The following is a 24,856-nucleotide window of genomic DNA, read 5'->3' as shown; positions in this document are numbered from 1 at the left end:
CTATGATAATTATATATTGAATAGTAAATAGCGAATTACGTGCCTTTTTAATAACAGCAACATAACTTTCACTCAAAATGACTATATTTAGAGGAATTATTGCCCTTATTATAGAAACGGAATCATTAGGTTATTAAACTATCTTGTGGATACTATAAGCAGATATAAAGAATAAAGGAGATAAAATAATGCTAACAGAAAAAGTCCATATTGCTGTGCCAACAGCCTTTTTTGAAGATGAATCTTTAAATATTCAAGGGACAATAAGCCATATAAGAGATTTGTATAAACAGGGCGTAAAATCTGTTCTTGTCTCTGGGAGTACTGGGGAACAGCATAGCCTAAACTTGCAAGAGAAAATGGAAATAATAAATGGTTTAGAACTGGAAGAAGAACTTATTCGTAATATGGAAATCATTTTTGGAGTGGCTTCAATTAGGCAGAAAGAGGCAGAGGAGTTAGCTGAAAAGATTCGTCATACAAAAATATCCGGTATCATGCTCGGTTATCCACCATATGTTTTACCAACACAAGAAGAAGCATTTATTTATGCAAAAAGGATTATAGACCTTGCAAATAAACCTACAATTTTATATAACAATCCAAAAAGAACTGGATTTGATTTATCAGTAATAAATATTATTCAATTAAGTAAGATAGACTTAGTGGTTGGAATAAAAGATGCTGGCAGCCAAGAAAAAGTTGAACGAATAAAAAATGGTATGAATAGAGATGATTTCTACTTTTATGCTGGTGGAGAAGTGGGACTAGAAGAAAAAGTATTATTTGGATATGATCGTCTTTCTTCGATTGCGGGGAATGCTTACCCTGCAGAAATTAGTCAATGGTTTCAAAACCTACTTATGAAGCCAAAAGTAAGTGAACAAGAATGTGAAAAAATAGAAAGTATTATGGAACAAATTTATCAAGGAAATGCTATTGTGAATCTGAAAAAAATCCTTAATCATAAGGGTATTCCAATAGGGATTTGCAGAAGTCCAATAGGAAATATTTAATTAGATGTTGGATTATTTTTTAAACTGATTACTGAAAACTCCATCTAAATAGTAATTTTGTTTATAACTAATACTAACTAGGGATTTAACACAATAGTATGTCTAAATTAAGTGATTCCTTTTTAACTTTATTGATAAAGGTTGCGGTAGGTTTATGGCAAATAAACATTTATTTTTATTTGGGGGAAGCCCGCCATTTGGTAAAATTCTTGGTAGAAAGTTTGCAGACCTTCCTTTAAACAGTAAAGGCAAGATAGCAATTTTATTTGTTGAAAGAAAAGGCTGGAAAGAATATATGAGAAGATACACAAACGTGTTGGAAGCGAATGGGGTTACCAACTTTTTTTACCTGCCCCTTTCTTTAAACCAAATAGCTCAAAATATAAATGTGTTATTATCCTGGAATAATCATTGGTGGTGGAGAGACGGAGCTATATCATAAATATATTGTTGATACGGAAGTCGGTATCCATATTAAAAACCTGTATAAAGAAGGAATTCCAGTGGCGGGATTTTCTGCTGGAGCCCGGAAAATTGTGTAATACCTCCGATAGACAATGCTAGAAAGCAGCACTTATTCCTTACAGGATTGGGTCTTATAAAGGACTGTGTTATAAGTGTTCACTATTCTAAATGGAATGAAGAGGAAAATTTAAAAACAGCAATATCAAAAGTTAAGGTATCAATTGGTTACGGAATTGATGACGAGGAAGGTTTGTATTTTAGGAATGGGATTTTTTCAGAATCTGAGGGGGAAAACTTTTCTGTTTTTTGAAATAAAAATACTGCAATTGTTTTACTTGCAGTTCTGGGAATGTCCTGAAGAGTAAAGTGAAATGGATTTTTTGTATAGTATTGTTATTTAATTGTTACTAGGGGAATTTTTTTAGGAGCTATTTATTTCTTCCTAAGATTTCTTATTGATTACGCTAATAAAAAAATAATAATAAATGATGCTTAAATAATCTCCTCAATTGATGAAGGGATCCAATTGTACCCTTTTATTAAGAGAGAAAAGGATTATTGACTTTATACAAGGAGAGACATAAAAAAATGACTATAAATTTTAGAAGATGCACCATTGAAGATGTACATACACTTAAAAAAATTAGTTGTGAATTATTTAATGAGACATTTAAAGAACAGAATTCACCTAAGAATATGAATGCCTATTTGGATAAAGCATTTAACCTGGAGCAATTAGAAAAAGAACTATCCAATACGTCTTCGCAATTCTTTTTTGTATATTTTAATGATGAAATCGCTGGTTATTTAAAGGTCAACATGGACAATGCTCAGTCTGAAAAAATGAGCACAGATGCATTTGAGGTTGAAAGGATCTATATAAGAAACAAATTTCAAAAACACGGCCTTGGTAAATATTTATTAGATAAAGCTATCGAAATTGCTATGGAACGTAATAAAAGGAAAATCTGGCTTGGTGTATGGGAAAATAATGAAAATGCTATAGCTTTTTATAAGAAAATGGGGTTTGTTGAAACTGGAGCTCATTCTTTTTATATGGGGGATGAAGAACAAATTGATATTATCATGACCAAAACACTGACAAATTTTTTGTGAAATAGAATTTGCAGATAGAAGAATATAAACCGCTTATATGAGTGCGGGATTTGTCTTTTACAGGCCAACGGAAATAATTTATTGTCAATTATTAAGGGGAAATCTGTTTGTGCTTGGTATGCAATGGTTTGTTGATTATTACGTTGAGAAGTTTAAATCTGAAAAAACAGGACTTATAAAAATTGAAAATATATGTGATTATTAATTACAGTCTTGATTTTACTGACAGTTTGCTATGTGCTTTTGCGTTGATAAAGGACTAGGCGCTTTTCTTTATATGGAGGAAAGAAGGTAAGGAAAAGAAAAGTATATTTATTAATCAAATTGGAAATTACTTAAATATATTTGATTAATAAAGGATTGATGATATAGGATGTCTAGTCAGTCTTTAAAAAAGGCAATATTTTATACTCAACGAATTATGGAAGCGAAATGCAATGTAGCTGAAATAGAAAATAATATTGTGACGCATATACATGCTCATGATATGGAAGTAGTTAAGAAATTTTCAGATCTTGGTTATTACAATCCAATGCGTACTGGGTTGAATGAACTAATTAAATATCTTATGAACACGGATCAAAATATTGATGCAGTGGCATTTTATTCATTTGATTATTTAGGAAGAGATAAAATGAGACTTCAATATGTAATGCCTAGAATAAAAAAGTATGTTCCACAGGTAATGTTGATTGAAAACCAAAATAGCTTGTATCCTGAAAGCAAGTTGAAACTTCAGTTCAATACGGATATATGGAAAAAAATCATATAGCTTTAGGATTAAAAGCGTAGGATTCTATTTGTCCTTAAATATTATCCAAATGAAGTTTGAATAGGAAATCAAATAATTAATAAATTGATTGCCCTGCCAGATAAAATGGTATGGCAATTTTGTTGTTGGAAGAATTGAAAAGGAGGTTATTTACGGTATTGATTTGAAAATAAATTCCAAATAATTATGATAAAATGAGTGTAGAGTATAGGAGAAATTGTTTTAAGCTATTTTGCTGATCAATTTGTTAAAGCATTTGAGCTATTTTATAAAAGTAGTATCTAGAATGAAGTTATTAATCTAGTTGATGAAATTTTAAAACCTTATGGAGGACGGTTATTTGATGGATTTTCTGTGGGGGAAAAATAGAGGGTGAGAGATATGGACAAGGTTTTACATGGTGTAGCCAATTTTATTAATAAAAATGATCGAAAAATAATAATCGGGATTTCAGGTCATGGTGCTTCTGGAAAGACTACATTTGCAAATAGTATTTTAAGACTTTTGAAAGAAAAAGATGTGAATTATATGAATACTGATCCATATATTATTGGCTCTAATCTTAGGAAGCATGCTTCAATCGATTATGAGTACAACAATAAGACTCATCATTATAAAATGACAGCATGTCATCCCGCAGCGCATCATGTATCGGCTTTGGAGAGAGACGTAAATATGATTAGAGATGGTTTGGATCTATATACAATAGGGACGCATTATACGAAAAGTACTCTAGTTTCTTCACAAAGTAGAGTGAACATCGTCGAAGGAATGAGTGTTGCATTTATCAATCCCGATTTATTTGATTTAACCATTTATTTTTATACAGATGGAGAAACAGAGTTAATTAGAAGAAGTGAACGAGATGTTTCGGAAAGGGGAGCTGATATGAATTATCTTAGACAGTCTCATGTAGAGCGTAGAATTCAATATGATTTGTTCATGCATCCTTTTCATCGAAATTTTGATATTGTTCTAAGAAACTCTAATGAAGAGGTAATCGTGGAAAAAGGTTGTTCACTGTTGGTTGAGTAGAAAATTTGACTAAGGAGTAGGGATCTTTATGGAAAAGTGGTTTGGTTCGTCGGGTGTATGTATTAATGAAGAAGGTCAATTATTAATGATATTGCAAGGAAAACCCGAAGAGAAAAAAGCATGGTCTGTTCCATCTGGCGGAAAAGAAAAGAACGAATCCTTTCAAGCATGCTGTATAAGAGAAGTTGAGGAAGAAACGGGCTATATGGTGGAAGTAGTTGATAAAATTAAGCAGAAAAAGGGTAGCTATAAAGAAAATAACATATCATTTGAGGTCCATTATTTTTTAGTGAGGATTATTGGTGGAGAAAGAAAAATTCAAGATCCAGATAATTTAATTTATGATATCGCATGGAAAGATGTAGAGGAATTAAAGACAATCGATTTATCTTTTCCTGAGGATAGAGATTTCTTGATAAGTTACATGAAAAATTATTGTACCCAGTTAGGAGAGAGGTTAAATACAAAATGATTTCATTAAGAAATGTGCAAACGACAGATTTAGAGCAGCTATTACATATTGAAAGTGAAGGCTTTTCAAAAGAAGAAGCTGCCACAAAAGAAGCGTTTATCGAAAGGGTTCAGCTGATACCTGATACGTTTATTGTGGCGGAAAAAGAAGGCGAGCTACTTGGTTATATTAATGGGCCGATTATTAATCAGCCGTATATAACCGATGACCTTTTTGAGCAAATTAACGAAAATCCGAAAAAAGGTGGATATCAAAGTATCTTAGGATTAGCAGTGTCCAAACAGGCAAGAAATCAAGGCGTTGCAAAGATTTTAATGGATAAAATGGAAGAGCTTGTGAAAGGAAATGAAAGAGAAGGAATCACGTTAACTTGTAAACAGGAATTAGTTTCTTTTTATGAAAAGCTTGGATTTGTTAATCATGGCGTTTCGGAATCAAAGCATGGGGGAGTACGCTGGTATAACTTGGTCAAATTAAGAAAAGAAATGAATTGATTTTTTTAAAGAAGGCTTTCTTATTAAAAATCGTTAAATTTTAATAAAGTTTGCTACAATGATGCTAAACGATGACTTATATTATTTAGTAAATAAGAATTCAAAGATTGGAATTCTTAATTATTGCAAACTAATTCAAACATTAGGAGGAATCTTATGACACAAGAAAATGAAATGAACAAAGAATTAGCACCAGAAGAACGCGAAGAATTACTCAACGTATTGAAAACCCGTTTTGAGAAAAACATACACCGCCATCAAGGTCTTGAATGGGAGGAAGTCCAAGCAAAGCTGGATGCTAATCCAGGAAAAATTTGGTCTTTAAATGAAATGGAAAAAACCGCCGGTGAACCAGATGTTGTTGGTTATGATAAAGAGACGGATGAATACATTTTCTATGATTGTTCAGCAGAAAGTCCTAAAGGTCGCAGAAGTATTTGCTATGACCGTGAGGCTCTGGAAGCAAGAAAAAAACATAAACCAGAAAATAGCGCTATGGATGTGGCAACGGCCATGGGTATTGAACTTTTAACAGAAGAACAATATCGCGAGCTGCAGAAACTTGAAGAATTCGATAAGAAAACATCGAGTTGGGTGCAAACACCTGCTGATATTAGAAAACTCGGCGGTGCTCTTTTTTGTGATCGTCGTTACGACACTGTTTTTGTTTATCATAATGGTGCAGATTCTTACTATGGCGCAAGGGGATTCCGTGGCTCGTTAAGGGTCTAAGTTTTACAGATAGCAAAAGTCGATTTCTTATATTGAAATCGAACTTCCAATAATGCAAAACGAACTTGCAGAGCAGAATGCCAGGGAGGAGAAACATGTTCTTATTTAAAAGAAAATGTTTCTCCTTTCTTTATCAGAAAGTCCAAGTTTACATTTTAAAGTAAGCGTATCAGAAGAGTTTCCACTTTGTAACTTAGTCTTGCAATAATATACTATATCCAATAAAACTTTTAGATGTATATTTATATGAAAACTAAAATTAAAAGGAGTTTTCATCATGGATATTACATCTTTTATAATATACTGCTTTATTGTTACGGTTACCCCGGGGCCTACGAATATTGTCATCTTATCGACCGTACATAATTATGGGTCCAAAAAAGCAATGGAGTATACGTACGGAGCAACGATCGCTTTTGGATTGTTACTTGGAATTTCTGCTATGTTGAATACGGTGTTGATAACGGTCATCCCAAAAATTTTAATTGGTATGCAGATAATCGGAACTGTTTATATGTTATATCTTTCTTATCAAATTTATAAAATGGATACTTCAGAAACAAAGGAAAATAAAACTGGTAATTTTATCTCCGGTTTCCTTACGCAATTTTTAAATCCAAAAGTAGTATTATTTACAATGACTGTCATTCCAAGCTTTGTTTTGCCATATTATACCGACATGCCAGCTGTAACAATAAGTGTTATAGTTATAACAATCATAGGATTATTAGCATTTATTATTTGGGTGCTTTTCGGTGCAATCTTCAAGAAGTTTTTACAAAAACATAAAAGGGTTGTTAATGTAGTAATGGCATTAAGTCTAGTTTATGCTACAGTTATGATTTGGATATAGGGTAGTGTTTAAAGAGGTGAATCAAGTGGATAAATTTATCTATAAAAAGGCAGCAGGAATTACGGCATTGTCAGCTAGTTTCACAGAGTTTAAGTATAAGAAGCACGCTCATCAAGAATATGCAATCGGTGTTACATTGCGTGGTATCCAACAATATCATTTAGATGGCAGCTTACAATTGTCTTATCCGAATGGTGTTATGCTTTTTAATCCTGAACAAGTACATGACGGAATGGCACATGATAAGAATGGTCTTGATTATGTCATGTTATATATTGATTCACAATTGCTCTTAGAGGTTACCGGAAAAAAAGATATCGTATTGTTTCGGACTCCCATTGTATATGATTTTAAACTTGAGCAAAGCGTCTTAAATCTAGCCAATGCAATATTCAGTGGAAAAGATGAGGCGTTGTGCAGTGAATTATTCTTTTCTCTCACAGATAGTCTAATACAAACAGATATTTCAGCAGATTTTAAGAAAGATACGACGTTAATTAAAAAAGCGAAAGAAATGCTACATTCGGATTTAGGAAATGTACTTAAACTTGAGGCGATTAGCAGTGAGCTAGATCTATCAAAATTTCAGTTTATCAGGTTGTTCAAATCTCATACGGGAATAACGCCATACCAATACTTTCTTAATTGCAAGATTGAACGTGCTAAGCAGCTAATAGATAAAAAACGAGATATTTATGCAGCAGTAGCTGAATGTAGTTTTGTTGATCTAACACATTTAAACAAGCACTTTAAAAGTGTATATGGAATAACAGCATTTGAGTATATGTCTTATTTAAAATGAAGGGTTTTTATACATCACCTAAATTTCAGGAGGATGAAGTTATGAAACATCCTAAAATTATTTTCTATGAGCGAAAATTCCCAAGTGCAAATATGATTCTTATCAAAGATCAACTTCCAATCCTTGTTGATACAGGATTTGGAAGTGAGGCAAAAGAAACAGAGCAAATCATTAAAGATGCAGGCATTTCCCCAGAAGGATTACATTTGATAGTGAACACGCATTATCATAGTGATCATGTAGGAGGTAATTCTTATCTTCAAAAAAAATTTAGAGTAAAGATTGCTGCTCATAGATGGGAAGCAAATTTAATTAATACTCGTGATCCTGAAGCTTGCAGTGCTGAATGGTTAGATCAGCCTGTAGAACCTTACGAAGTTGATTTGCTACTTTCTGATAACGATGAAATTTGTACAGGAAACAGAAGCTTTCAAGTCTTGCATACACCAGGTCACACGCTGGGACACATTTCTTTATATGAACCTGAAGAGGAGATATTCATTTGTGGCGATCTTTTTCACAGTCAAGATGTCGGCTGGTTGAACATCTTTAGGGAGGGTGTTTCATCCATTCAGCGCTCTTTAGAAAGTGTAGAGCGGGTGGCCAAGCTTAATATCAGGCAGGTATATTCCGGGCATGGACCACAAATAAAGGACCCGATACGTTCCATACATACAGCAAGAAAACGACTTGAAAAGTGGCTCAAAAATCCAGATAAAGTTTCATGGCATGCTTGCAAAAGGATTTTTGCATTTACATTAATGATGAAAAATGGATTGCAAAAAGATGAAATTGATCATTACTTATTAAATTGTGGCTGGTTACAAGATTTTTCGCGATACAGTTTCAAGCTTCAGGCTGAAGAATTTATCCCAATACTAGTTGATGAAATGATTCGTTCTGGAGCAGCAAGCTGGTATAATAATTACTTAATTGTTACAGCTCCTTATACGGTCCCACAGAAGGAATGGATGGATAAGGACATCAAGCCGAAAGATTGGTAAGCTAAGTTTTTTATAAATCGCTATTTCTATTTACGGGTTATTTTCGGATTATACCATCAAATAATGGCTTAGGGGGAATTTTAATTGAATTTAAAAGTTGGAGATATCATTCGATTTGAACGGGCATTTACGAAGGAAGATGTAGGACTGTTTACGAAAATGTCCATGGACGAAGGGGAACACCATACGCATCCCGATGAGTTAGGGAGACTTGTTGTTCAAGGACTGTTAACCGCTACATTACCAACAAAGGTTGGTGGAGATTACAATGTACTCGCTCGCACCATGAATTTTGAGTTTTTCAGGCCTGTTTTTACAGGAGATACAATAAAGTGTGCCGTAACGATTGAAAAGCTGGAAAAGAAAGATACAAATCGAATGTCGATTATGGCTACCTTCCAATGTTTGAATCAAAATGAGAAACAAGTATTAGGTGGAAATTTTGCTGGAGTAATTTTAACGGAGGATTAGTCGGGGATCAACCAAAGTAATCAATTATTAGTCCGAACGCATCCTATTTCGAATTCATATCCAATAAAATCTCAGGTCTCTTTGATAAGAGTCTGGGATTTTTTATGTTAATAAATATTTTGAAAATATGGTAAAATAAACTTGATTTATGACGATATTGAAATAGTGCACTTAAATAAAACAGAAAAGTTAATCAGACAGGGGGAGGTTACAATTAAACTTGTGGTAAATCGTAAAGTTTAATTGCCATATTAACGTAATCAATAGATGCTAGAAAAGAAAGGAGAACAATAATATGCTAGGTTACTATAATAAAATTTCTTCAGAAGTATACGATATAGACAAATACATAGGTCTTTCATTTGGAGATGTGGAATTTTATAGCGATAGATTAACAACTTGTAAGGGGAACATACTTGAACCAGGTGTAGGGACTGGTAGAATTCTTATTCCGCTTTTAGAAAAGGGGGTGCATGTTGATGGCTTTGATGTTTCCGAAGAAATGCTAAAAATATGTCGTACTAACTGTGAAAAGAGAGGGGTAGTCCCTAAAAAACTATTTAAAGGGAACATGGAGTCAGTTTCATTAGATACACAGTATGAAGCGATCATTGTGCCAACTGGAACATTTCTGCTATTACATAGAAGGGAAGATTCAATAAAGGCATTAAAAAACTTCTATAATCATCTTGCTAATGGAGGTAGGCTAATTTTAGATATCTTTTTACAAACAGATTTGGCGATTGATAAAGTTTCTACAAAAACTTGGGAATCTACTAATGATTATATTATCACATTAGAGAGTAAAGTAGTTGAAGTTGACTATATCAACCAATATTCAATATCTCATCATCGCTACGAAAAATGGAGTAACGGTGAACTCATACAAACAGAATTGGAACGATTTCCACTTCGTTGGTATGGAATTGAAGAATTTAAAATGCTTCTGGAACAAATTGGGTTCAAAGATATAATAATATCTGCGGATTATAAGTACGGAGAATACCCAACTAAATCAAGTCAAATAATTACATTTGAAGCTGTTGTTGATAAGGGGTAACACTTTTAAATTTTGTATGATTTTACCAACAAAGGAATGAGGTTAAATAGATGGGACAATTGATCGCACTTGGAGGTGGTGGATTTTCAATGGAACCAGAAAATCCATTGTTAGATTTATATGTGCTTCAGCAATCAGGCAAGATAAATCCAAAGATTTGCTTCATTCCTACTGCAAGTGGAGACTCAGATAACTATATATCAAGATATTATAACTTCTTTAATAAACAAATTTGTAAGCCATCACATCTTTCATTGTTTAAACCACAAACTAGAGACCTGGAGAGCTTTCTATTAGAGAAAGATATAATTTATGTTGGTGGTGGTAACACCAAAAATTTACTGATTTTATGGAAAGAATGGGGCTTAGACAAGATAATAAAAAGGGCATGGGAACAAGAGATACTATTAGCTGGTATCAGTGCAGGTGCAATTTGTTGGTTTGAAGAAGGGGTTACTGATTCATTTGGAGATGGACTTGAGCCATTGAAGTGTCTAGGCTTCCTAAAAGGTAGCAATTGCCCTCATTATGATGGAGAAATAAATAGAAGGCCTACCTATCAGAAACTTATAGCTGAACGTAAAATAAAACCTGGTATTGCTGTTGATGATGGTGTTGCACTTCATTATATTGACGGGGAATTAAATGAAATCGTTAGTTCAAGACCTAAAGCAAAAGCTTATAAAGTCTATTTTGATAAGGAAATAAAAGAGGTAGAATTGGAGACCAAATTTTTAGGTGCTCATTAATGAATAGGTAGGAGGAGGGGAAGATGAAAAAATACATAAACAAAGTGAATATAATTATATTTTTATTGGGATTTATAACGTATTTTATAATTTCTACGATAGTAAAACTAATATGGTAAGATTTTTTGAAACGTAAAAATTAATATGTTGTTTCAGAGAATGTGTTTCAAGGTTCATTCTTATAGAAGCAGGAAGGCAACAGGGATTTTATTTCATAGAAAAACAGCAGAAAAGAAATTAACAAAAGATGCAACAAAAGGACTTGGATTACTGGGTATGATAAAAAACTCAAAAGATATTTTAAGAATGATGAAGTAAGTTGAACGAAGAGTTTTTCGGGAGTGATAAGGATGTCGATAAAAGGTCTAAATCATTTTTTGTTTTCCGTTTCTGATTTAGAAAATTCTATTTTGTTTTATCAAAAAGTATTTGATGCGAAGCTGTTAGTAAAGGGAAGAAGCACTGCCTACTTTGATTTAAATGGAATGTGGCTTGCTCTCAATGAAGAGAAAGATATACCCCGTAATGAAAAAAACCACTCTTACACACATATTGCTTTTTCAATTGAAGAACAGGAATTCAATAAGATGTGCGACAAGCTAAAAAGATTAAATGTAAACATATTGTCAGGTCGACCAAGAGATGAGCGAGATAAAAAGTCTATTTATTTTACGGATCCAGATGGGCATAAATTTGAGTTTCATACAGGTACATTACAAGATAGATTAGCTTACTATAAGCAAGAGAAAATACATATGGAATTTTTTGAGTGAATGGGTTTGTTATTTAGATTAACTACTAGGGGGGAGAAATATAAGAAAGTTTTTGGTGGTAAATAATAATAAGATAGAACTCTTTCAAAAAGGGGAGCTCCCATTCTCCCCTAAAATAAAAAGCCCAAAAGTGTACTGACTATATCAGTTTTATCTTACGCTGTTTCATTTATCCGGTATGAAGTAGCAAACTGTTGTATATACAAAGATCTAAGGTTATAAGATGCAACTTTCTTTTTCTGCTGCTTGACAATAAAAATGTGGTCATCCTTATTGTCATTATAAACAAAGAAATTAATTTCCTTGTTTCGTCTTTTTACGTTGATAATAAACGGAATAACCTCAGTATCTGGATTTAGATATAATTCTTCATTTCCCTGGAATATAGGATTGCGATTTAGGAACTGGGCTTCATTAAAGTAGTTCGTAAATCTATCTTTTTCTTCCGCTTGTAACGGATTCCCGTTAATTGTTACAGTAATATCTTTTGAATCAAGTTTTGGGTGCAGTTCAAATTTACTTAAGAACCATCCAACCAGAGCACTTGGGGGACACGTTAAAAATTTTAAAATTGCTCCAACTACTATAACAAGAATAGTCGTCCATATCATTTCATATCAACTCCTTAATTAATATATGGTTACTTAATCTACCAACAGGTTCGTTTAAAACATTAGATTAAGGGTATCACAAAATATCGATTTTAAGTTTGACAAACTTTTAACATTTAATTCGAAAGTAAAAGTTAGTCTAACTAAGCCTGTCTGCAGATTGAGGTATATAATGTTTTATGTTGGGATGGAAGAAAGGAATGAGTGAATGAAGCATGTAACAAAGATTCTTTATGACAATGCAGCTCTATTAGTATTGGTTCTATTACTTGTTGGGTGTTCGGACAAAGAAGTAGATTCGGGTTCGAAAGAGAGTTCCTCAGCTGCGGTCCGAGTAGAAGCAACTGCCGAGATAGAAGAAAGTCATCAAGTAGAAGAGTATTCAGAAGAAGAGCTGTTGACAGAAGTAGATGAGGTCACAACGGGTGCTCCAATTGAAATTGAAACAGCTTCAGAAGAAACTAGCAACGAGAATTCAACTATTACAACTGGCAGTGAAGTAGAAAATCCATTGTCGAAATATTCCTCTGCGGAAATCGAGTATGCTCGAGTTTGGTTGCAGCTTGGTCCAAATCAAGAAATAGATGAATTGAATGTCTTACATATTCCAGCTGGTGAACCACTTAATCCTGATGATGATACCGACGTCAGCTATCCAGAGGGTGTCATCCAGCTCAGTGGCTCTCGCTTAGTTGATGGATCAGTAACTTATAGCGGTAATGGGGATGGCACAATTAATGTATATCATGTTCCATTACGTTGGTATGGTGGATTCGCTCCTCCTGATGATTTGGAAAAGGATGAGATTATAGAAGAAATGGAGAATATTATTGAAAATACGGAACTAGTGTACATTGACACAGGTACGGATGAGAAAATCATTGATTTAATCGAGGTATTAAGTATTCATTAATTTACAACAGTATAATTGCTTGAAAGTAATCAGTAATTGTAATGGGAGAGAGAAACATATGTCGAAATCAATAATCTTTGATATGGATGGAACGCTTTTTCAAACAGATAGAATATTAGAGTTATCTCTTGAAGACACGTTTAACTATTTACGAGCACTGAATAAATGGGATGGGGAAACCCCTATTGATAAATATCGGGAAATTATGGGTGTACCTTTACCGGAAGTATGGGAAACACTGCTGCCTGACCATTCCATAGAGGTAAGAGAACAAACGGATGTTTATTTCTTGGAAAAATTAATCGAAAATATTAATAATGGGAAAGGTGCTTTATATCCTAATGTTATAGAAGTTTTCAGTTGTTTGAAAAAGAGTAACTGGTCCATTTTTGTAGCGAGTAATGGGTTAAAGGAATACTTAAAAGCAATTATAAGCTATTATCATTTAGATAATTGGGTTACTGAAACATTTAGTATTCAACAAATAAAATCATTGAATAAGTCAGACCTTGTGCAAGATATTGTAAAAAAATATGATATTTCCAATGCAGCAGTAGTAGGAGATCGTCTATCAGATATAAAAGCGGCGAAAGAAAATGGATTAGTTGCAATTGGTTGTAATTTTGATTTTGCACAACAAGATGAATTGACCAAGGCTGATTTTGTTATCGATGACTTAATAGAACTAAAAGAGGTTTTACCTAAAATATTCTAAGGTCCCGGCTACTACATAGAAGAACAAGTATAGATAGCCACTTGTTCTTCTTTTTCTATTTTTTATAGTGGTAAACCTAAATAAAGGATTTGTTGTAGATGAAAGTGTTAAAAAAGACAGAATATCATCTCGTTCTACCTGTGTTAATAGGGAATTCTAGAAGGTGCCCAACATTTGCTTATTCTGTTGTGGAAAACATAATCCCTGGAATTGTGTATGCAGATGATCAATCTCAACCGAGAACAGTTTTAATTGGAACTAAAAATGGTATATATTTTGTTGTTGGTAATGAACGCAACGCTACATTTAATGATGCATTCTTCGCTTTGTACAAACAGCATACCCGGGAAAGTGCAAGATTCACTTTGTTTTCAGCTTCAAGAAATTGGGACAGGGTCATATATAACCTTCTCGAAGAAAAAATAATTCAAATGAAAAGAAGTTCATTTGAATTTAATCCAAGAAATTACCCAGATATGAAAAATCAGTTGTCTAGTGAATTTATGATCAGAGAAATTAACCAAGAGACCATTAAAATGAGTTCTAATTTTAGTAAAAGTTATTATGATCAGTATTGGAATGGGATACCAAACTTTTTGAAATATGGATTCGGTTTTTGTGTGATAAATAATGATGGGGAATTAGTAAGTGAGTGTACTTCTATTTTTACCGGTCAATCCTTTGCAGAAATTGATATAGTGACACAGAATCAATATGCTGGAAAAGGCTTCGCTTTTATTTTAGGAAAGTTATTTATTGATAAGTGTTTGGAAAGAGGATTAACACCTAGTTGGGATTGTGATGTGAATAATATTAGCTCTATAAAATTGGCTGCTAAGCTAGGGTTTGTTAATCCAGTTGAGTACTCGATATTTGTTGGAAAGTAAATGTATATCAGTGAGTCAAAGATGAATTAATCTGAGAGAAATGGTTTATTAAAGATAACTCTCCATTTCTCTCAAAATGATTCTTCATTTAAAAACGTTTCATCATTTTCTGGCTTTTGATATAAATTAATTCGCTCTTGAACATTATCATTTTCATTAGGGTCCCACCACTCAACAATCATGTAAATATCACTTAATTCATCGAAATCAATGTGTTGGTCACCCTCTAATGTTCCGGTCGTTTGCTCTCTAATATCTGCGCGTCCAGAGACTGAACCAGCATGAATACTATGATCTTCGCCACTAAAAACTGCATATGTATTAAAGCTAAAGGAATCTGTAATATATTCATTTTCTTCCTTCATTATCAGCCTTCCATTTCCGATTTTCACTTCATTAGGAGTTAACATTATTTCATAATCAGTCAATTTCCAAGTTTCACTCTCACCTAACAGGGATAAATAATAATTCGTTTCTGTTTGCTGATCATGACATGCGGATAATATGAATAACAAAGGTAGCAAACAAAATAAAATCTTCTTCACCGAAGGAATCCTCACTTTCTTTCCTAATCATTTTTTTTAAATCCGTATTGGTAATCTATACATTGAATATAGTTTAAATCATTTCGTAAAATCATTCCCAAAATTCTATTTTTACTATAACATAATTTTAAGGGAAAACATGGAAAAGTATGATGAGTAACTTAGTAATAGATTGTTATAAGTTGACTTTAGGGATATTCTTAATAATATTTTAATTCAGACCGAAGAGATTAGAAAACTTCGGAAAAAAGGTACAGATAAGTAAAATTGGCTCTTGATTAAGATAAAGAATCAAGTGATAAGAAGCAATTTGGACTCTATCTTGTGTTGTACTAAATAATCAAACCGACTAAAATGAGCATAAAAAGTCGGGTGTAACGTGAATCCTCCTGTTATGTTATAAGTGAAAGGAAGGTTGGATAGTGGATATGTTAAAAGGGATGAACGATTCATTAAGCTATATTGAAGATAATTTGGATAGTCATATCGATTTAGAAGAAGTAGCAAAAAGAGCTTATTGTTCGGAGCACCATTTTAAACGACTTTTTTCGCTTCTTTCCGGAATTACAATATCAGAATACATTCGTAGACGGCGATTAACACTGGCAGCTTTGGATTTGAAGGATCAGCATGTAAAAGTGATTGATATTGCAATTAAATATGGATATCAATCTCCAGATGCCTTTTCCAGAGCTTTTCAAGGTTTCCATGGTGTCATTCCAAGCTTAGCTAGAAATCCAGAACAGAACTTGAAAGCATATCCAAGAATGTCCTTTCAATTAACGATTCAAGGAGGAGTCGAAATGAACTATCGTATTGTTGAAAAAGAACCGTTTCAAGTTGTAGGTGTTAAGTATTCCGTTGAGATGGCGGATGGAGAACTTTCGCCTGCATATGAAGATATGATAACTGCAATCAGTGACAGCAAGATGAACGAATTGGAGTCCATGTCTGATACGGAGGAACGTTATGGTATTGTACATGTATCAGTGAATTACAATGAAAGTGCTGAAGGAAAGGCAACTTTTGACCAGTATATAGGAGCAATTACAACGAAGGAAGTAACGGATGCGTATTCAACATTAGAAATCCCTTCGCTTTTATGGGCGATTTTTGAAGTGGATGGCGATTGGCAGCAAATTGAAGAACACTGGCAAAGAATATATTCGGAGTGGTTACCTTCATCCTCTTATGAATTGGCAGAAGGTCCTGAAATGTTAGCTAGCAAAGATCGAAAGAGTGAAATCTGGATTTCTGTTAAGAAAAAAGATTGATTTCTACTAGGTAGTCGATAAATGAGTAATCTATCTTCAATTAGAGGTGCTGTATGATATTAAAACATTTAAATCTAACCGTTACGGATGTTGAAGCTTCAAGGCAGTTTTTAGAAACCTATTTTGACATGACTTGTGTAAACAGCCGTGGCAAAGGGTTTGCTGCTATGTTTGACGACGATCAGTTTGTCTTAACACTGATGAAGGGAAAGAATGTTCAGTATCCGAAAACTTTTCATATTGGCTTCCCGCAGGAAAGCAGAGACAAAGTTGACCAAATTAATAAATGTTTGAAAGATGATGGTTATGCAGTAGATCCACCTATTGAATCCCATGGTTACACCTTTTATGTTGAAGCTCCAGGTGGATTTACAATCGAAGTTTTGTCAGAGTAATGTTATTTAGCAACAACACTAAAAGGGCTAATTTCAAGCCCTTTTTACTGTCTATTACGCCAATTCGATTTTATAAACTCCACGATCAGTTGTAATAACAAATGTCTCCCCATTAAATTCATATAGGGAATTATCCTGCAAGGGGATTTCATAATTGGATGATGGAAGTGGTACATTACTCATGGTAGTTAGCGTTCCAATTTGTCCGTCTCCGTTTAAAAGTAAACTATGCTTCGGTACATAATCATCAATTCTGCGCAAATTCTGGTCATAGGAAATGCTCTGCAGATGCAGTACTGTTTGATCGATATCATCCATTTCATGCTTTGTAACTTTAATCGTTCTTCCGCTCCACTGCTGAATGAAAGTGTTAAACTCTTCAACAGATAAAAATTCATGATCCATAGAACCCCTCCTGACTATAAATTCTCCTAACTTCAACGGAAATATACAGAGAGGATTTTTGTATTGTTATTCATATGAAATTATCTTTATATTTAGTATAATTAAAACCGAATACAGCTCTAATGCTAGCCTAATAGTTTTAGCATTTTTTCTTGTTTCAGAAAAGATAATAATATTGGAGGGGAGAGCGAACATAAAATGCATCATCATATAGGACTTTCTGGAAGTACAATTATGACAGATCCTGAAAAATTCCCTTTATTATTCAATAAGGATAATGTAAGTCATATTGAAATTGGCGAATTTCCGAGCAAAGCTTCCTTTCATAATTTCGTAGAGCTGTTGGATAAGGAAAATGTAACATTTGGACTGCATTCTCCATTGTACAGAAATCAAAGTAAATATGATTTGCTGGAAAAGGTAAATTACGAACCGGAACAGGCTTGGAGACAGTTTGAATCAGAAGTTAAATATATGTCCCAATTAGGTGCAGCGTATATTTTAGTCCACTTTCCTTATTTTAAAGAAGAAAAAGATATAGATACTACTGAAATTATTGAAGACGGATTAAAAAAATTGTATCAACTACAAGAAAGATATTCCATACCAATTGTGTGCGAACCGAAATTAGGCCTTAACAGATCAGCGTTTGGGATTAAAGCTCTTGATGATTTTCCAATGGAAATTTGGGAGAAGTATGGAATAAAGCTTTGCATTGATATTGGGGATTACTTATTGGCGACTGGCGATGAAGCAGTGGGTTATATTGATAAGTGGAAAAAACATATAAAGGTAGTTCATTTACACAATGTAGAGTTTTACAATGATAAATATATCTGGGTGCCGGTTCATCCGTCTCAGGAAAATGACAATTCACATTTTAAGGTCAGGGATTTAATTTATAAGCTATCGACAAATCCGGGTGTGTTTTTTATTTTTGAGCATACACCACATACGAATCCAACAGATACCTTTGTCAATGAGGGAATTAATTGGGTGAAGGATATAATAGGTGGTGGCTAACCAAATTATGTTATAGCGATTGCTTTCTCTATTAAGTGCATGAAATAAAGTAGGAAGCTATTGATTGAACTTGTTAAGTAAGTTTAAAGGGAGGAATAACCATGACAAAAACAAATCAAATCATTGTTCCACATTTATGGTATGACAAAGAGGCAAGTGATGCGGCAGCATTTTATACGTCCATTTTTCCAGATTCAAAAATAACGAATGCAACAACAGTTCAAGACACACCATCAGGCGATGCCAAAGTAGTTCCTTTTCAGTTATGGGGACAGAAATTCATGGCTATAAATGGAGGGCCGTATTTTAAATTCAATCCGTCGGTGTCTTTTTTTGTTAATTTTGACCCATCACGAGAAAAGGATGCGAGTGAAAAATTAGAAGAGGCGTGGAATAAATTATCCGAAGGTGGAACAGTATTAATGCCGCTTGATACGTATCCGTTTAGTGAAAAGTATGGCTGGATTCAAGATAAGTATGGTTTGTCTTGGCAGTTAATCCTAACAAATCCAGAAGGTGAGGAGCGGCCTACGATTGTGCCTTCACTAATGTTTACAGGTGAACAATATGGAAAGGCGGAAGAAGCCATTCATTTTTATTTATCGGTGTTTGAGCATGCTAAACAAGGTCTGATTGTGCACTATCCTCAAGGGATGGAGCCTGATAAAGAGGGAGCAGTCATGTTTAGTGACTTCATGCTTGAGAATTATTGGTTTGCTGCAATGGAAAGTGCGAGAGCCCATGAATACAATTTTAACGAAGCGATTTCATTTATGGTTTATTGTGACACACAAGAAGAGGTTGATTACTATTGGGACAAGCTGTCTGCGGTTTCTGAAGCCGAGCAATGTGGCTGGCTAAAAGACAAGTATGGATTATCGTGGCAAATTGTCCCAAGTGACATGGCTAAAATGATGCAGAATAGCAATCCAGAACAACGAGCGAGAGTTACTCAGGCATTTCTTAAAATGAAAAAAATTAACCTTGCGGAGTTGCAGAAAGCATATAAGGGGTAGGTCGAGGAGATTCTGTACCTAGAATTTGGTACATTCATAAAGAAACAAAGTGATATTGGTTATACAGCAAGATGGCAGTCTTGTTTTTTAAAAAATTGAAGCTAGAGCAGAACAATGGTATGAAAGCTAATTGCGAAAAAGACAAGGAACAAGAGGAGAACAACTTATAATGATTAAAGGATTATACGAAGCGCATTTGCCAGTGAGTAATTTAAAAAGGTCAATTGAATTTTACGAAAATCTAGGTTTGGAGCTTGACCATATTGTTGAAGAGAGGCTGGCATTCTTATGGATTGAAAAAGATAAAAGCTGGCTAGGATTATGGGAATCAGAAAACGTACAGCTAGAATACCATCCTTCAATAAGACATATTGCATTCCAAGTTTCATTGGAGGACCTAAAAAAGTCAGTTGGCTGGCTGCAAAGTAAAGGGTGTGAACCAAGGGAGGCATTTGGTTTTAAACCAGTAGAGCCGTTCGTAATGGCGCATGATAGCTACGCTCATGCTAAGATCCATTTCAATGATCCGGATGGGAATAGCTTGGAACTAATATGCAAACTAGAAAATCCTAAAAAAATAACAAAGCGTATGTATTTAAGTGAATGGGAAGAATTGAATGCCCATGCATAGTATTATTTTATAACAAAGTAGCTATGAAGCTACTTTGTTATAAGCCTAATGAAAAAGTTAATACATGCTTTCCTCTATTTCTTTAACCGGAAACCAGCCTTTAACTTCTAAAATTAATTTCCACAACGGTGTTGGGATGACTGCGTTTTGTTGATCATTTTCTGTTAAGTGATGAATAATCGTGTCTCCTTTATCAGCATCCGCTTTTTCAACCCAGTGTGGGTCAATGACAATAGCTCTTCCAAGCGCAACAAAGTCTGTTTTTCCTTTTTCTAACACAAGTGCAGCATCATCCGGTGTATGAACGTTACCGACACCAATTACTGGTACACGCCCGTCAACGTATTCGGCAATTAATTCGGTACGTGATTTCTCACTTACAATGCCACGGCGGGATTTTGCCCATGCATTCGTCGTTGCAATATGTAGATAATCAAGGTCTGCTTGAATTAACGCATCTAATAAAGCAAAGGTTTCCTTCATGGTGATTCCTGGCGTTTCTGGTTCTTCCGGTGAAAAACGATAACCGATTAGGAATGGTTTAGTTGCATGTTTTTGGACGACTTGTTTTACTTCTTCGATTAATTTTAATGCGAATAGGTGGCGATCTTTAAATTCGTCTGTTCTTAGGTTAGAATGTGGTGAAACGAATTGTTGGAGTAAGTAACCTGTTGCTCCATGCAGTTCAACACCATCAAATCCAGCCTCAATTGCACGGCGTGTTGCCTCACCAAAATCTGCGATAATTTCATATACTTCTTCTGTTGTTAATGCGCGTGGTACTTGCTCGATACTATAGAATCCACGATCTCCAAGAGGTGGAACTGCGCTGGCACTCACAGTTTCACCATTTGGAGTAAGTCTTGGTACTGCTAAACGGCCTCCATGGTAAAGTTGAACAATCCCTTTTGCTCCCCCAGCATGGATAACTTCAGCAAGCTTCGTAAGACCATCAATTGTCCCATCGTGATCGATACCCATTTGGCCATCAAAGCCCTTACCATTTTTAGATACATAGGCACAAGCAGTAATAATCGTACCTATTCCATTTGCTCGTTCTTGATAATAATCCAGCTCCTCTTGTGAAACATAGTCATTGCTATCTGCGGAAAAAGTCGTCATTGGTGCCATCATCAGACGATTTCTTACGTGGAGACCATTTTTAAATGTAAAATCTTGAAATAAATGTTGCTCGTTGCGTTTCATGTTATTCCTCCGTTACATAAATTAATGTATATTATCTAAAGCCTCTATTTCCTGTGTTATTGCCTTACTACCGACATTTAATTTTGTAGCAATTTGTTTGACGCTGCTACGTGGTAGTTGAGTTGTTGGTGCCGCAATAGCTAATGCAGCAATGACTTTCTTATTGCAAAATACTGGTACAGCAACGCAACGGAGACCAACAGCTCGTTCTTCGTCATCAAAGGCGTATCCATCTTCATGTATCGCCTTTAAATGATAACGAAATAATTGGGAGTCTTGAAACGTATTGACTGTTGCAGGTTCCAGTGACATTTTATCGAGTAAGGAGGTTAATTTGACCTCATCTAAATGTGCTAAAATTACTTTACCTAAAGCAGATTGATGTAATTTAGAGCGGTTACCCATTTCGTCGTCTGCTGATTGCTGGAAAGGAGCATGTAATACCTGGGTCATAACTAAGTCGGTACCATCTACTTTTCCTAAATACGTACTCATTTGCAGGTTTTCCGCTGCTTGGTAAATGGAACGTAACGATGTCCAGCCCTTTGAGGGACGTTTTTCAGATTCACCAAGAAATATCTTTGGATTAAAGAAATACGCTGTTTGAATTTTATAGATATATTTCATTTCTTCTAAGGTCGTTAATAATCGGAATGCTGTAGACTTACTTAAATGAAGCTTCTTCATCACCTCGGCTAAAGTAATTCCTTCATTTTGTTTAACCAGTTCTAATACGAGAAGTCCTTTTCTTAATGTGGAAACTTGATTTTGTGCGATTTCATCACCCCGTCTTTTGTAGTATAGGTGTTTTGATAGTTTACTACAAAATAATCATAGTGAGTTTCATTATTTGAAACTTTACCGAGTGTATTTGTAGTTTTTACATGCAGAAATTATGCTATAGCTACTCAAATACAAGGAGGAAAAAACATGAATTATACAAAGCTAAAGAAATCAAATTTGGAAATATCGGCCATTGGACTTGGTACAAATGCAGTTGGTGGTCATAATTTATTCCAAAATTTAAACGAACAAGATGGAAAAGATTTAGTAAGGGAAGCACTTAACCTTGGGGTAACATTTATTGATACTGCTGACATTTACGGTCTTGGCCGTTCGGAAGAATTAGTTGGTGAAGTATTAAAAGAATTTGAACGTGATGATTTTATTATTGCAACAAAGGGAGCACAAAATTTTACGAATTTGGATGATGTGAAAGCTGATAATCGACCAGAATACTTGAGAGAAGCGGTTGAAAAAAGTTTACAAAGGTTGCAATTAGACTATGTAGACTTATATTATTTGCACTTCCCAGATAATAAAACGCCTTTTTCCGAATCAATTGGTGAATTAGCTCGTCTAAAGGAAGAAGGGAAAATTCGTTCGATTGGGGTTTCAAATCTATCAATTGAGCAGTTAAAAGAAGCGGATGCCCATGGTGACATTTCTGTCTTGCAATCACCATACAATATGTTAGATCGATCATCTGAGGAAGAATTATTGCCATACACAAGAGAAAATAACATTTCTTTCATTCCATATGGTCCACTAGCATTTGGATTATTAGGTGGAGGATTTACAAAAGAGACTAAATTAGATGCTGCGGATTGGCGTAATTCTATTCCTTTATTCCAAGGCGAACAGTATATTCAAACACTTGATAAAGTAGATGAATTAAACAAGGTTGCTGCACGTAAGAATACAACTTTGCCGAATTTAGCACTAGCATGGCTGCTTGCTCAGGAAGGTGTAGATGCAGTAATTCCAGGTGGTAAACGCAAAGAGCGAATTCGCGAAAATGTTAAAGCAAGTGACATTCGATTATCGAAGGAAGAGCTGCAAGCAATCGGCGAAATTTTAAATAAAAACGAGTAAATAAAAACGAGTAAAGATAAAAGGGTTGTCCTCCAAAATCAGTCAACATGATTTTGGAGGACAACCCTTCCTCGTTAACTGGATATTCAAGCAGTCATACCTCAGATTCGGATTGAAACCAATCTTGTGACCAGTTCTCGATCGTTCGCAATATCGGTTCCATTGAACGTCCTTTTTCTGTTAAAGAGTATTCAATAATCACTGGTGTATCTGGAATAACTTCACGTTTCACGATTTCTTGCCTTTCTAAATCCTTTAAACGGTCGGATAATACTTTACCACTTATGCCGATAGCTGATTGGATTTCACTAAACCGTTGTGTTCCTAGTAATAATTGATAAACTACTAATGCCGTCCACCTTTGACTTAACAATGAGATGGCTTTTTCAAACTTTGGACAGATTGTCGGTTGTGCCAATTATGTTCACCTCGCTTATTTTAAAGTATAACATAAAAAGTTATCTTGTTATAATTATAAAATTTATTACTTGACAATATTTAATTCAAATAATAAACTTAGTTACATAAAGTAATCTAGTGAAAAAGATTAAATAAATGAATAAATTAGAACTAGAGAAGGTTATGGTTAGAATTATCAATGTTTCATTCTAAACAGCAGACGAAGAATTAGGCTTATTTTAGCAAATAAACTATTTAATTGAAATAAAAACGAGGAGGATGATTATGGGGTTCCACACTAAACCAACGACATTCGTTGGTCATGTCAACATAAAGGTAGAAAATTTAGCAAGGTCTTTACAGTATTATCAAGAAATAATTGGTTTCGATATATTAGAACAAACAGCTCATACAGCAAAACTGACAACAGACGGGAAGACGAGCATTTTATCACTTACGCAACCAGAAGATGTTATTCCAAAACAAGGAAGAACGACTGGGTTGTATCATTTTGCACTGCTATTGCCTGCAAAAAAGGATTTGGCTAATATTGTTGTGCATTTTTCTGAAAAAGGTATTCGTTTCGGTTCATCAGATCATCTTGTAAGTGAAGCATTGTATTTACATGATCCTGATGGAAACGAGATTGAAATCTATATTGATCGTGATCCATCAGAGTGGAGCTGGACTGGTGAAGAAGTTGCAATGGCAGTAGATCCATTGGATTTTGACAGGTTATTAAAGAATCGTGTACCAGGTGAAGCATGGGAAGGAATGCCTAAAGAAACACTGATGGGACATATTCATTTACATGTTTCCGAACTGGAAAAGACAGAGGAATTTTATGTGAAAGGTCTTGGATTTGATGTTGTGAATCGCTATGGAAGACAGGCACTATTCCTTTCAAAAGACAAATACCATCATCATATCGGAGTCAATACATGGAATGGAGTTGGAGCACCGAAGCCAGCTGAAAACAGTGTAGGTATGGAATCATATACACTTGTTTTACCGAATGAAGAAGCGATTAATGAAACAGTCGCTAACTTGGAGAAAATCGGTGTTGCGGTAACAGAAGAAGCAGGAAGAAGAATGACGTATGATCCGTCCGGAAATCGGATTGAGTTAACGATCTAAGAGGTGGAAG

At 34.5% G+C, this 24,856-nt stretch carries 31 protein-coding genes; 25 read left to right on the top strand and 6 right to left on the bottom strand.

Annotation, left to right across the window (positions count from 1 at the left end; all coding sequences use genetic code 11):
• The first annotated feature begins 188 nt into the window (after window positions 1-188).
• From F1560_RS00645 to fosM, 15 genes are all read left to right on the top strand, one after another.
• Complete coding sequence (locus F1560_RS00645) at window positions 189-1,016, top strand: dihydrodipicolinate synthase family protein (protein ID WP_149472747.1); 828 nt, start codon at window positions 189-191, stop codon at window positions 1,014-1,016.
• A 154-nt stretch (window positions 1,017-1,170) separates the two neighbouring features.
• Complete coding sequence (locus F1560_RS22335; RefSeq protein ID WP_245347791.1) at window positions 1,171-1,458, top strand: hypothetical protein; 288 nt, start codon at window positions 1,171-1,173, stop codon at window positions 1,456-1,458.
• Window positions 1,459-2,069: 611 nt separating this feature from the next.
• Entirely contained in the window at window positions 2,070-2,597 is a 528-nt protein-coding gene (gene paiA / locus F1560_RS00635) for a spermidine/spermine N(1)-acetyltransferase (protein WP_149472746.1), read from the top strand.
• Between the two features lie 373 nt (window positions 2,598-2,970).
• A complete protein-coding gene (locus tag F1560_RS00630) occupies window positions 2,971-3,369 on the top strand; it encodes a recombinase family protein (protein WP_149472745.1) in 399 nt (132 codons plus the stop codon).
• Window positions 3,370-3,750: 381 nt separating this feature from the next.
• A complete protein-coding gene (locus F1560_RS00625) occupies window positions 3,751-4,404 on the top strand; it encodes a uridine kinase family protein (protein WP_149472744.1) in 654 nt (217 codons plus the stop codon).
• A 28-nt stretch (window positions 4,405-4,432) separates the two neighbouring features.
• Window positions 4,433-4,876, top strand: a complete 444-nt coding sequence (locus F1560_RS00620; protein WP_149472743.1) for an NUDIX hydrolase — start codon at window positions 4,433-4,435, stop codon at window positions 4,874-4,876.
• Window positions 4,873-5,370, top strand: coding sequence for a GNAT family N-acetyltransferase (locus F1560_RS00615; protein WP_149472742.1), 498 nt, complete (start codon window positions 4,873-4,875; stop codon window positions 5,368-5,370). Before F1560_RS00620 ends, F1560_RS00615 begins: the two co-directional genes overlap by 4 nt.
• A gap of 156 nt (window positions 5,371-5,526) precedes the next feature.
• On the top strand, window positions 5,527-6,102 hold the full coding sequence (locus tag F1560_RS00610; RefSeq protein WP_149472741.1) for a DUF4256 domain-containing protein: 576 nt from the start codon (window positions 5,527-5,529) through the stop codon (window positions 6,100-6,102).
• 277 nt (window positions 6,103-6,379) lie between these two features.
• Window positions 6,380-6,955 carry a LysE family translocator gene (locus F1560_RS00605; RefSeq protein ID WP_149472740.1) on the top strand — a complete coding sequence of 192 codons (576 nt, stop codon included), beginning with the start codon at window positions 6,380-6,382 and terminating at the stop codon, window positions 6,953-6,955.
• 25 nt (window positions 6,956-6,980) lie between these two features.
• Window positions 6,981-7,757 (top strand): AraC family transcriptional regulator, encoded by a 777-nt coding sequence (locus F1560_RS00600; RefSeq protein ID WP_149472739.1) that lies wholly within the window; start codon window positions 6,981-6,983, stop codon window positions 7,755-7,757.
• A 41-nt stretch (window positions 7,758-7,798) separates the two neighbouring features.
• A complete protein-coding gene (locus F1560_RS00595) occupies window positions 7,799-8,761 on the top strand; it encodes an MBL fold metallo-hydrolase (protein WP_149472738.1) in 963 nt (320 codons plus the stop codon).
• 84 nt (window positions 8,762-8,845) lie between these two features.
• On the top strand, window positions 8,846-9,232 hold the full coding sequence (locus F1560_RS00590; RefSeq protein WP_149472737.1) for an FAS1-like dehydratase domain-containing protein: 387 nt from the start codon (window positions 8,846-8,848) through the stop codon (window positions 9,230-9,232).
• A 295-nt stretch (window positions 9,233-9,527) separates the two neighbouring features.
• Window positions 9,528-10,292: a class I SAM-dependent methyltransferase gene (locus F1560_RS00585; protein WP_149472736.1), complete on the top strand. Its 765-nt coding sequence runs from the start codon at window positions 9,528-9,530 to the stop codon at window positions 10,290-10,292.
• A gap of 50 nt (window positions 10,293-10,342) precedes the next feature.
• Window positions 10,343-11,041, top strand: a complete 699-nt coding sequence (locus tag F1560_RS00580) for a Type 1 glutamine amidotransferase-like domain-containing protein (RefSeq protein ID WP_149472735.1) — start codon at window positions 10,343-10,345, stop codon at window positions 11,039-11,041.
• Window positions 11,042-11,391: 350 nt separating this feature from the next.
• On the top strand, window positions 11,392-11,814 hold the full coding sequence (gene fosM, locus F1560_RS00575; protein WP_149472734.1) for a FosM family fosfomycin resistance protein: 423 nt from the start codon (window positions 11,392-11,394) through the stop codon (window positions 11,812-11,814).
• A 155-nt stretch (window positions 11,815-11,969) separates the two neighbouring features.
• Here the strand turns inward: fosM and F1560_RS00570 are convergent, their stop codons facing one another.
• Window positions 11,970-12,425 (bottom strand): YfmQ family protein, encoded by a 456-nt coding sequence (locus tag F1560_RS00570; RefSeq protein ID WP_149472733.1) that lies wholly within the window; start codon window positions 12,423-12,425, stop codon window positions 11,970-11,972.
• Window positions 12,426-12,633: 208 nt separating this feature from the next.
• On the opposite strand from F1560_RS00570, the gene F1560_RS00565 reads away from it, so the two are divergent.
• From F1560_RS00565 to F1560_RS00555, 3 genes are all read left to right on the top strand, one after another.
• Entirely contained in the window at window positions 12,634-13,338 is a 705-nt protein-coding gene (locus F1560_RS00565; protein ID WP_149472732.1) for a hypothetical protein, read from the top strand.
• 58 nt (window positions 13,339-13,396) lie between these two features.
• The gene (locus F1560_RS00560) at window positions 13,397-14,053 is read left to right on the top strand and encodes an HAD family hydrolase (protein WP_149472731.1); all 657 of its coding nucleotides are present in this window, start codon (window positions 13,397-13,399) and stop codon (window positions 14,051-14,053) included.
• Between the two features lie 98 nt (window positions 14,054-14,151).
• Window positions 14,152-14,940 carry a GNAT family N-acetyltransferase gene (locus tag F1560_RS00555; protein WP_149472730.1) on the top strand — a complete coding sequence of 263 codons (789 nt, stop codon included), beginning with the start codon at window positions 14,152-14,154 and terminating at the stop codon, window positions 14,938-14,940.
• 71 nt (window positions 14,941-15,011) lie between these two features.
• Here F1560_RS00555 and F1560_RS00550 read toward each other — a convergent pair whose 3' ends face one another.
• Window positions 15,012-15,485 carry a hypothetical protein gene (locus tag F1560_RS00550; RefSeq protein ID WP_149472729.1) on the bottom strand — a complete coding sequence of 158 codons (474 nt, stop codon included), beginning with the start codon at window positions 15,483-15,485 and terminating at the stop codon, window positions 15,012-15,014.
• Between the two features lie 422 nt (window positions 15,486-15,907).
• Here F1560_RS00550 and F1560_RS00545 point away from each other — a divergent pair, with 422 nt between their 5' ends.
• Both F1560_RS00545 and F1560_RS00540 read left to right on the top strand, forming a co-directional pair.
• Window positions 15,908-16,759 carry an AraC family transcriptional regulator gene (locus tag F1560_RS00545; RefSeq protein WP_187773588.1) on the top strand — a complete coding sequence of 284 codons (852 nt, stop codon included), beginning with the start codon at window positions 15,908-15,910 and terminating at the stop codon, window positions 16,757-16,759.
• Window positions 16,760-16,812: 53 nt separating this feature from the next.
• Entirely contained in the window at window positions 16,813-17,154 is a 342-nt protein-coding gene (locus F1560_RS00540; RefSeq protein WP_149472728.1) for a VOC family protein, read from the top strand.
• Between the two features lie 54 nt (window positions 17,155-17,208).
• Here the strand turns inward: F1560_RS00540 and ymzB are convergent, their stop codons facing one another.
• Window positions 17,209-17,559 (bottom strand): protein YmzB, encoded by a 351-nt coding sequence (gene ymzB, locus F1560_RS00535; protein WP_149472727.1) that lies wholly within the window; start codon window positions 17,557-17,559, stop codon window positions 17,209-17,211.
• 198 nt (window positions 17,560-17,757) lie between these two features.
• Between ymzB and F1560_RS00530 the strand changes: the two genes are divergently transcribed.
• The 3 genes from F1560_RS00530 (at window position 17,758) to F1560_RS00520 (ending at window position 20,229) form a co-directional block, all read left to right on the top strand.
• Window positions 17,758-18,582, top strand: a complete 825-nt coding sequence (locus F1560_RS00530) for a TIM barrel protein (protein WP_149472726.1) — start codon at window positions 17,758-17,760, stop codon at window positions 18,580-18,582.
• A 101-nt stretch (window positions 18,583-18,683) separates the two neighbouring features.
• Window positions 18,684-19,598, top strand: coding sequence for a VOC family protein (locus F1560_RS00525; protein ID WP_149472725.1), 915 nt, complete (start codon window positions 18,684-18,686; stop codon window positions 19,596-19,598).
• A 169-nt stretch (window positions 19,599-19,767) separates the two neighbouring features.
• Entirely contained in the window at window positions 19,768-20,229 is a 462-nt protein-coding gene (locus tag F1560_RS00520; RefSeq protein WP_149472724.1) for a VOC family protein, read from the top strand.
• A 57-nt stretch (window positions 20,230-20,286) separates the two neighbouring features.
• Here F1560_RS00520 and F1560_RS00515 read toward each other — a convergent pair whose 3' ends face one another.
• Together F1560_RS00515 and F1560_RS00510 are read right to left on the bottom strand one after the other, a co-directional pair.
• Window positions 20,287-21,435 carry an NADH-dependent flavin oxidoreductase gene (locus F1560_RS00515; protein WP_149472723.1) on the bottom strand — a complete coding sequence of 383 codons (1,149 nt, stop codon included), beginning with the start codon at window positions 21,433-21,435 and terminating at the stop codon, window positions 20,287-20,289.
• Window positions 21,436-21,456: 21 nt separating this feature from the next.
• On the bottom strand, window positions 21,457-22,212 hold the full coding sequence (locus tag F1560_RS00510) for an IclR family transcriptional regulator (protein WP_281292615.1): 756 nt from the start codon (window positions 22,210-22,212) through the stop codon (window positions 21,457-21,459).
• A 153-nt stretch (window positions 22,213-22,365) separates the two neighbouring features.
• Here F1560_RS00510 and F1560_RS00505 point away from each other — a divergent pair, with 153 nt between their 5' ends.
• Window positions 22,366-23,310 (top strand): aldo/keto reductase, encoded by a 945-nt coding sequence (locus tag F1560_RS00505; protein WP_149472721.1) that lies wholly within the window; start codon window positions 22,366-22,368, stop codon window positions 23,308-23,310.
• Window positions 23,311-23,404: 94 nt separating this feature from the next.
• Here F1560_RS00505 and F1560_RS00500 read toward each other — a convergent pair whose 3' ends face one another.
• Window positions 23,405-23,728 carry a winged helix-turn-helix transcriptional regulator gene (locus tag F1560_RS00500; protein ID WP_149472720.1) on the bottom strand — a complete coding sequence of 108 codons (324 nt, stop codon included), beginning with the start codon at window positions 23,726-23,728 and terminating at the stop codon, window positions 23,405-23,407.
• 266 nt (window positions 23,729-23,994) lie between these two features.
• Between F1560_RS00500 and F1560_RS00495 the strand changes: the two genes are divergently transcribed.
• Window positions 23,995-24,846, top strand: coding sequence for a VOC family protein (locus tag F1560_RS00495; RefSeq protein WP_149472719.1), 852 nt, complete (start codon window positions 23,995-23,997; stop codon window positions 24,844-24,846).
• The last annotated feature ends 10 nt before the right edge of the window (window positions 24,847-24,856 follow it).

The sequence above is a fragment of the Oceanobacillus polygoni genome (assembly GCF_008304605.1).
In the GTDB taxonomy this organism is placed as follows: domain Bacteria; phylum Bacillota; class Bacilli; order Bacillales; family Amphibacillaceae; genus Oceanobacillus; species Oceanobacillus polygoni.
Note: the sequence above shows the minus strand (reverse complement) of the source record. Positions and strands in the feature narration are given on the sequence as shown.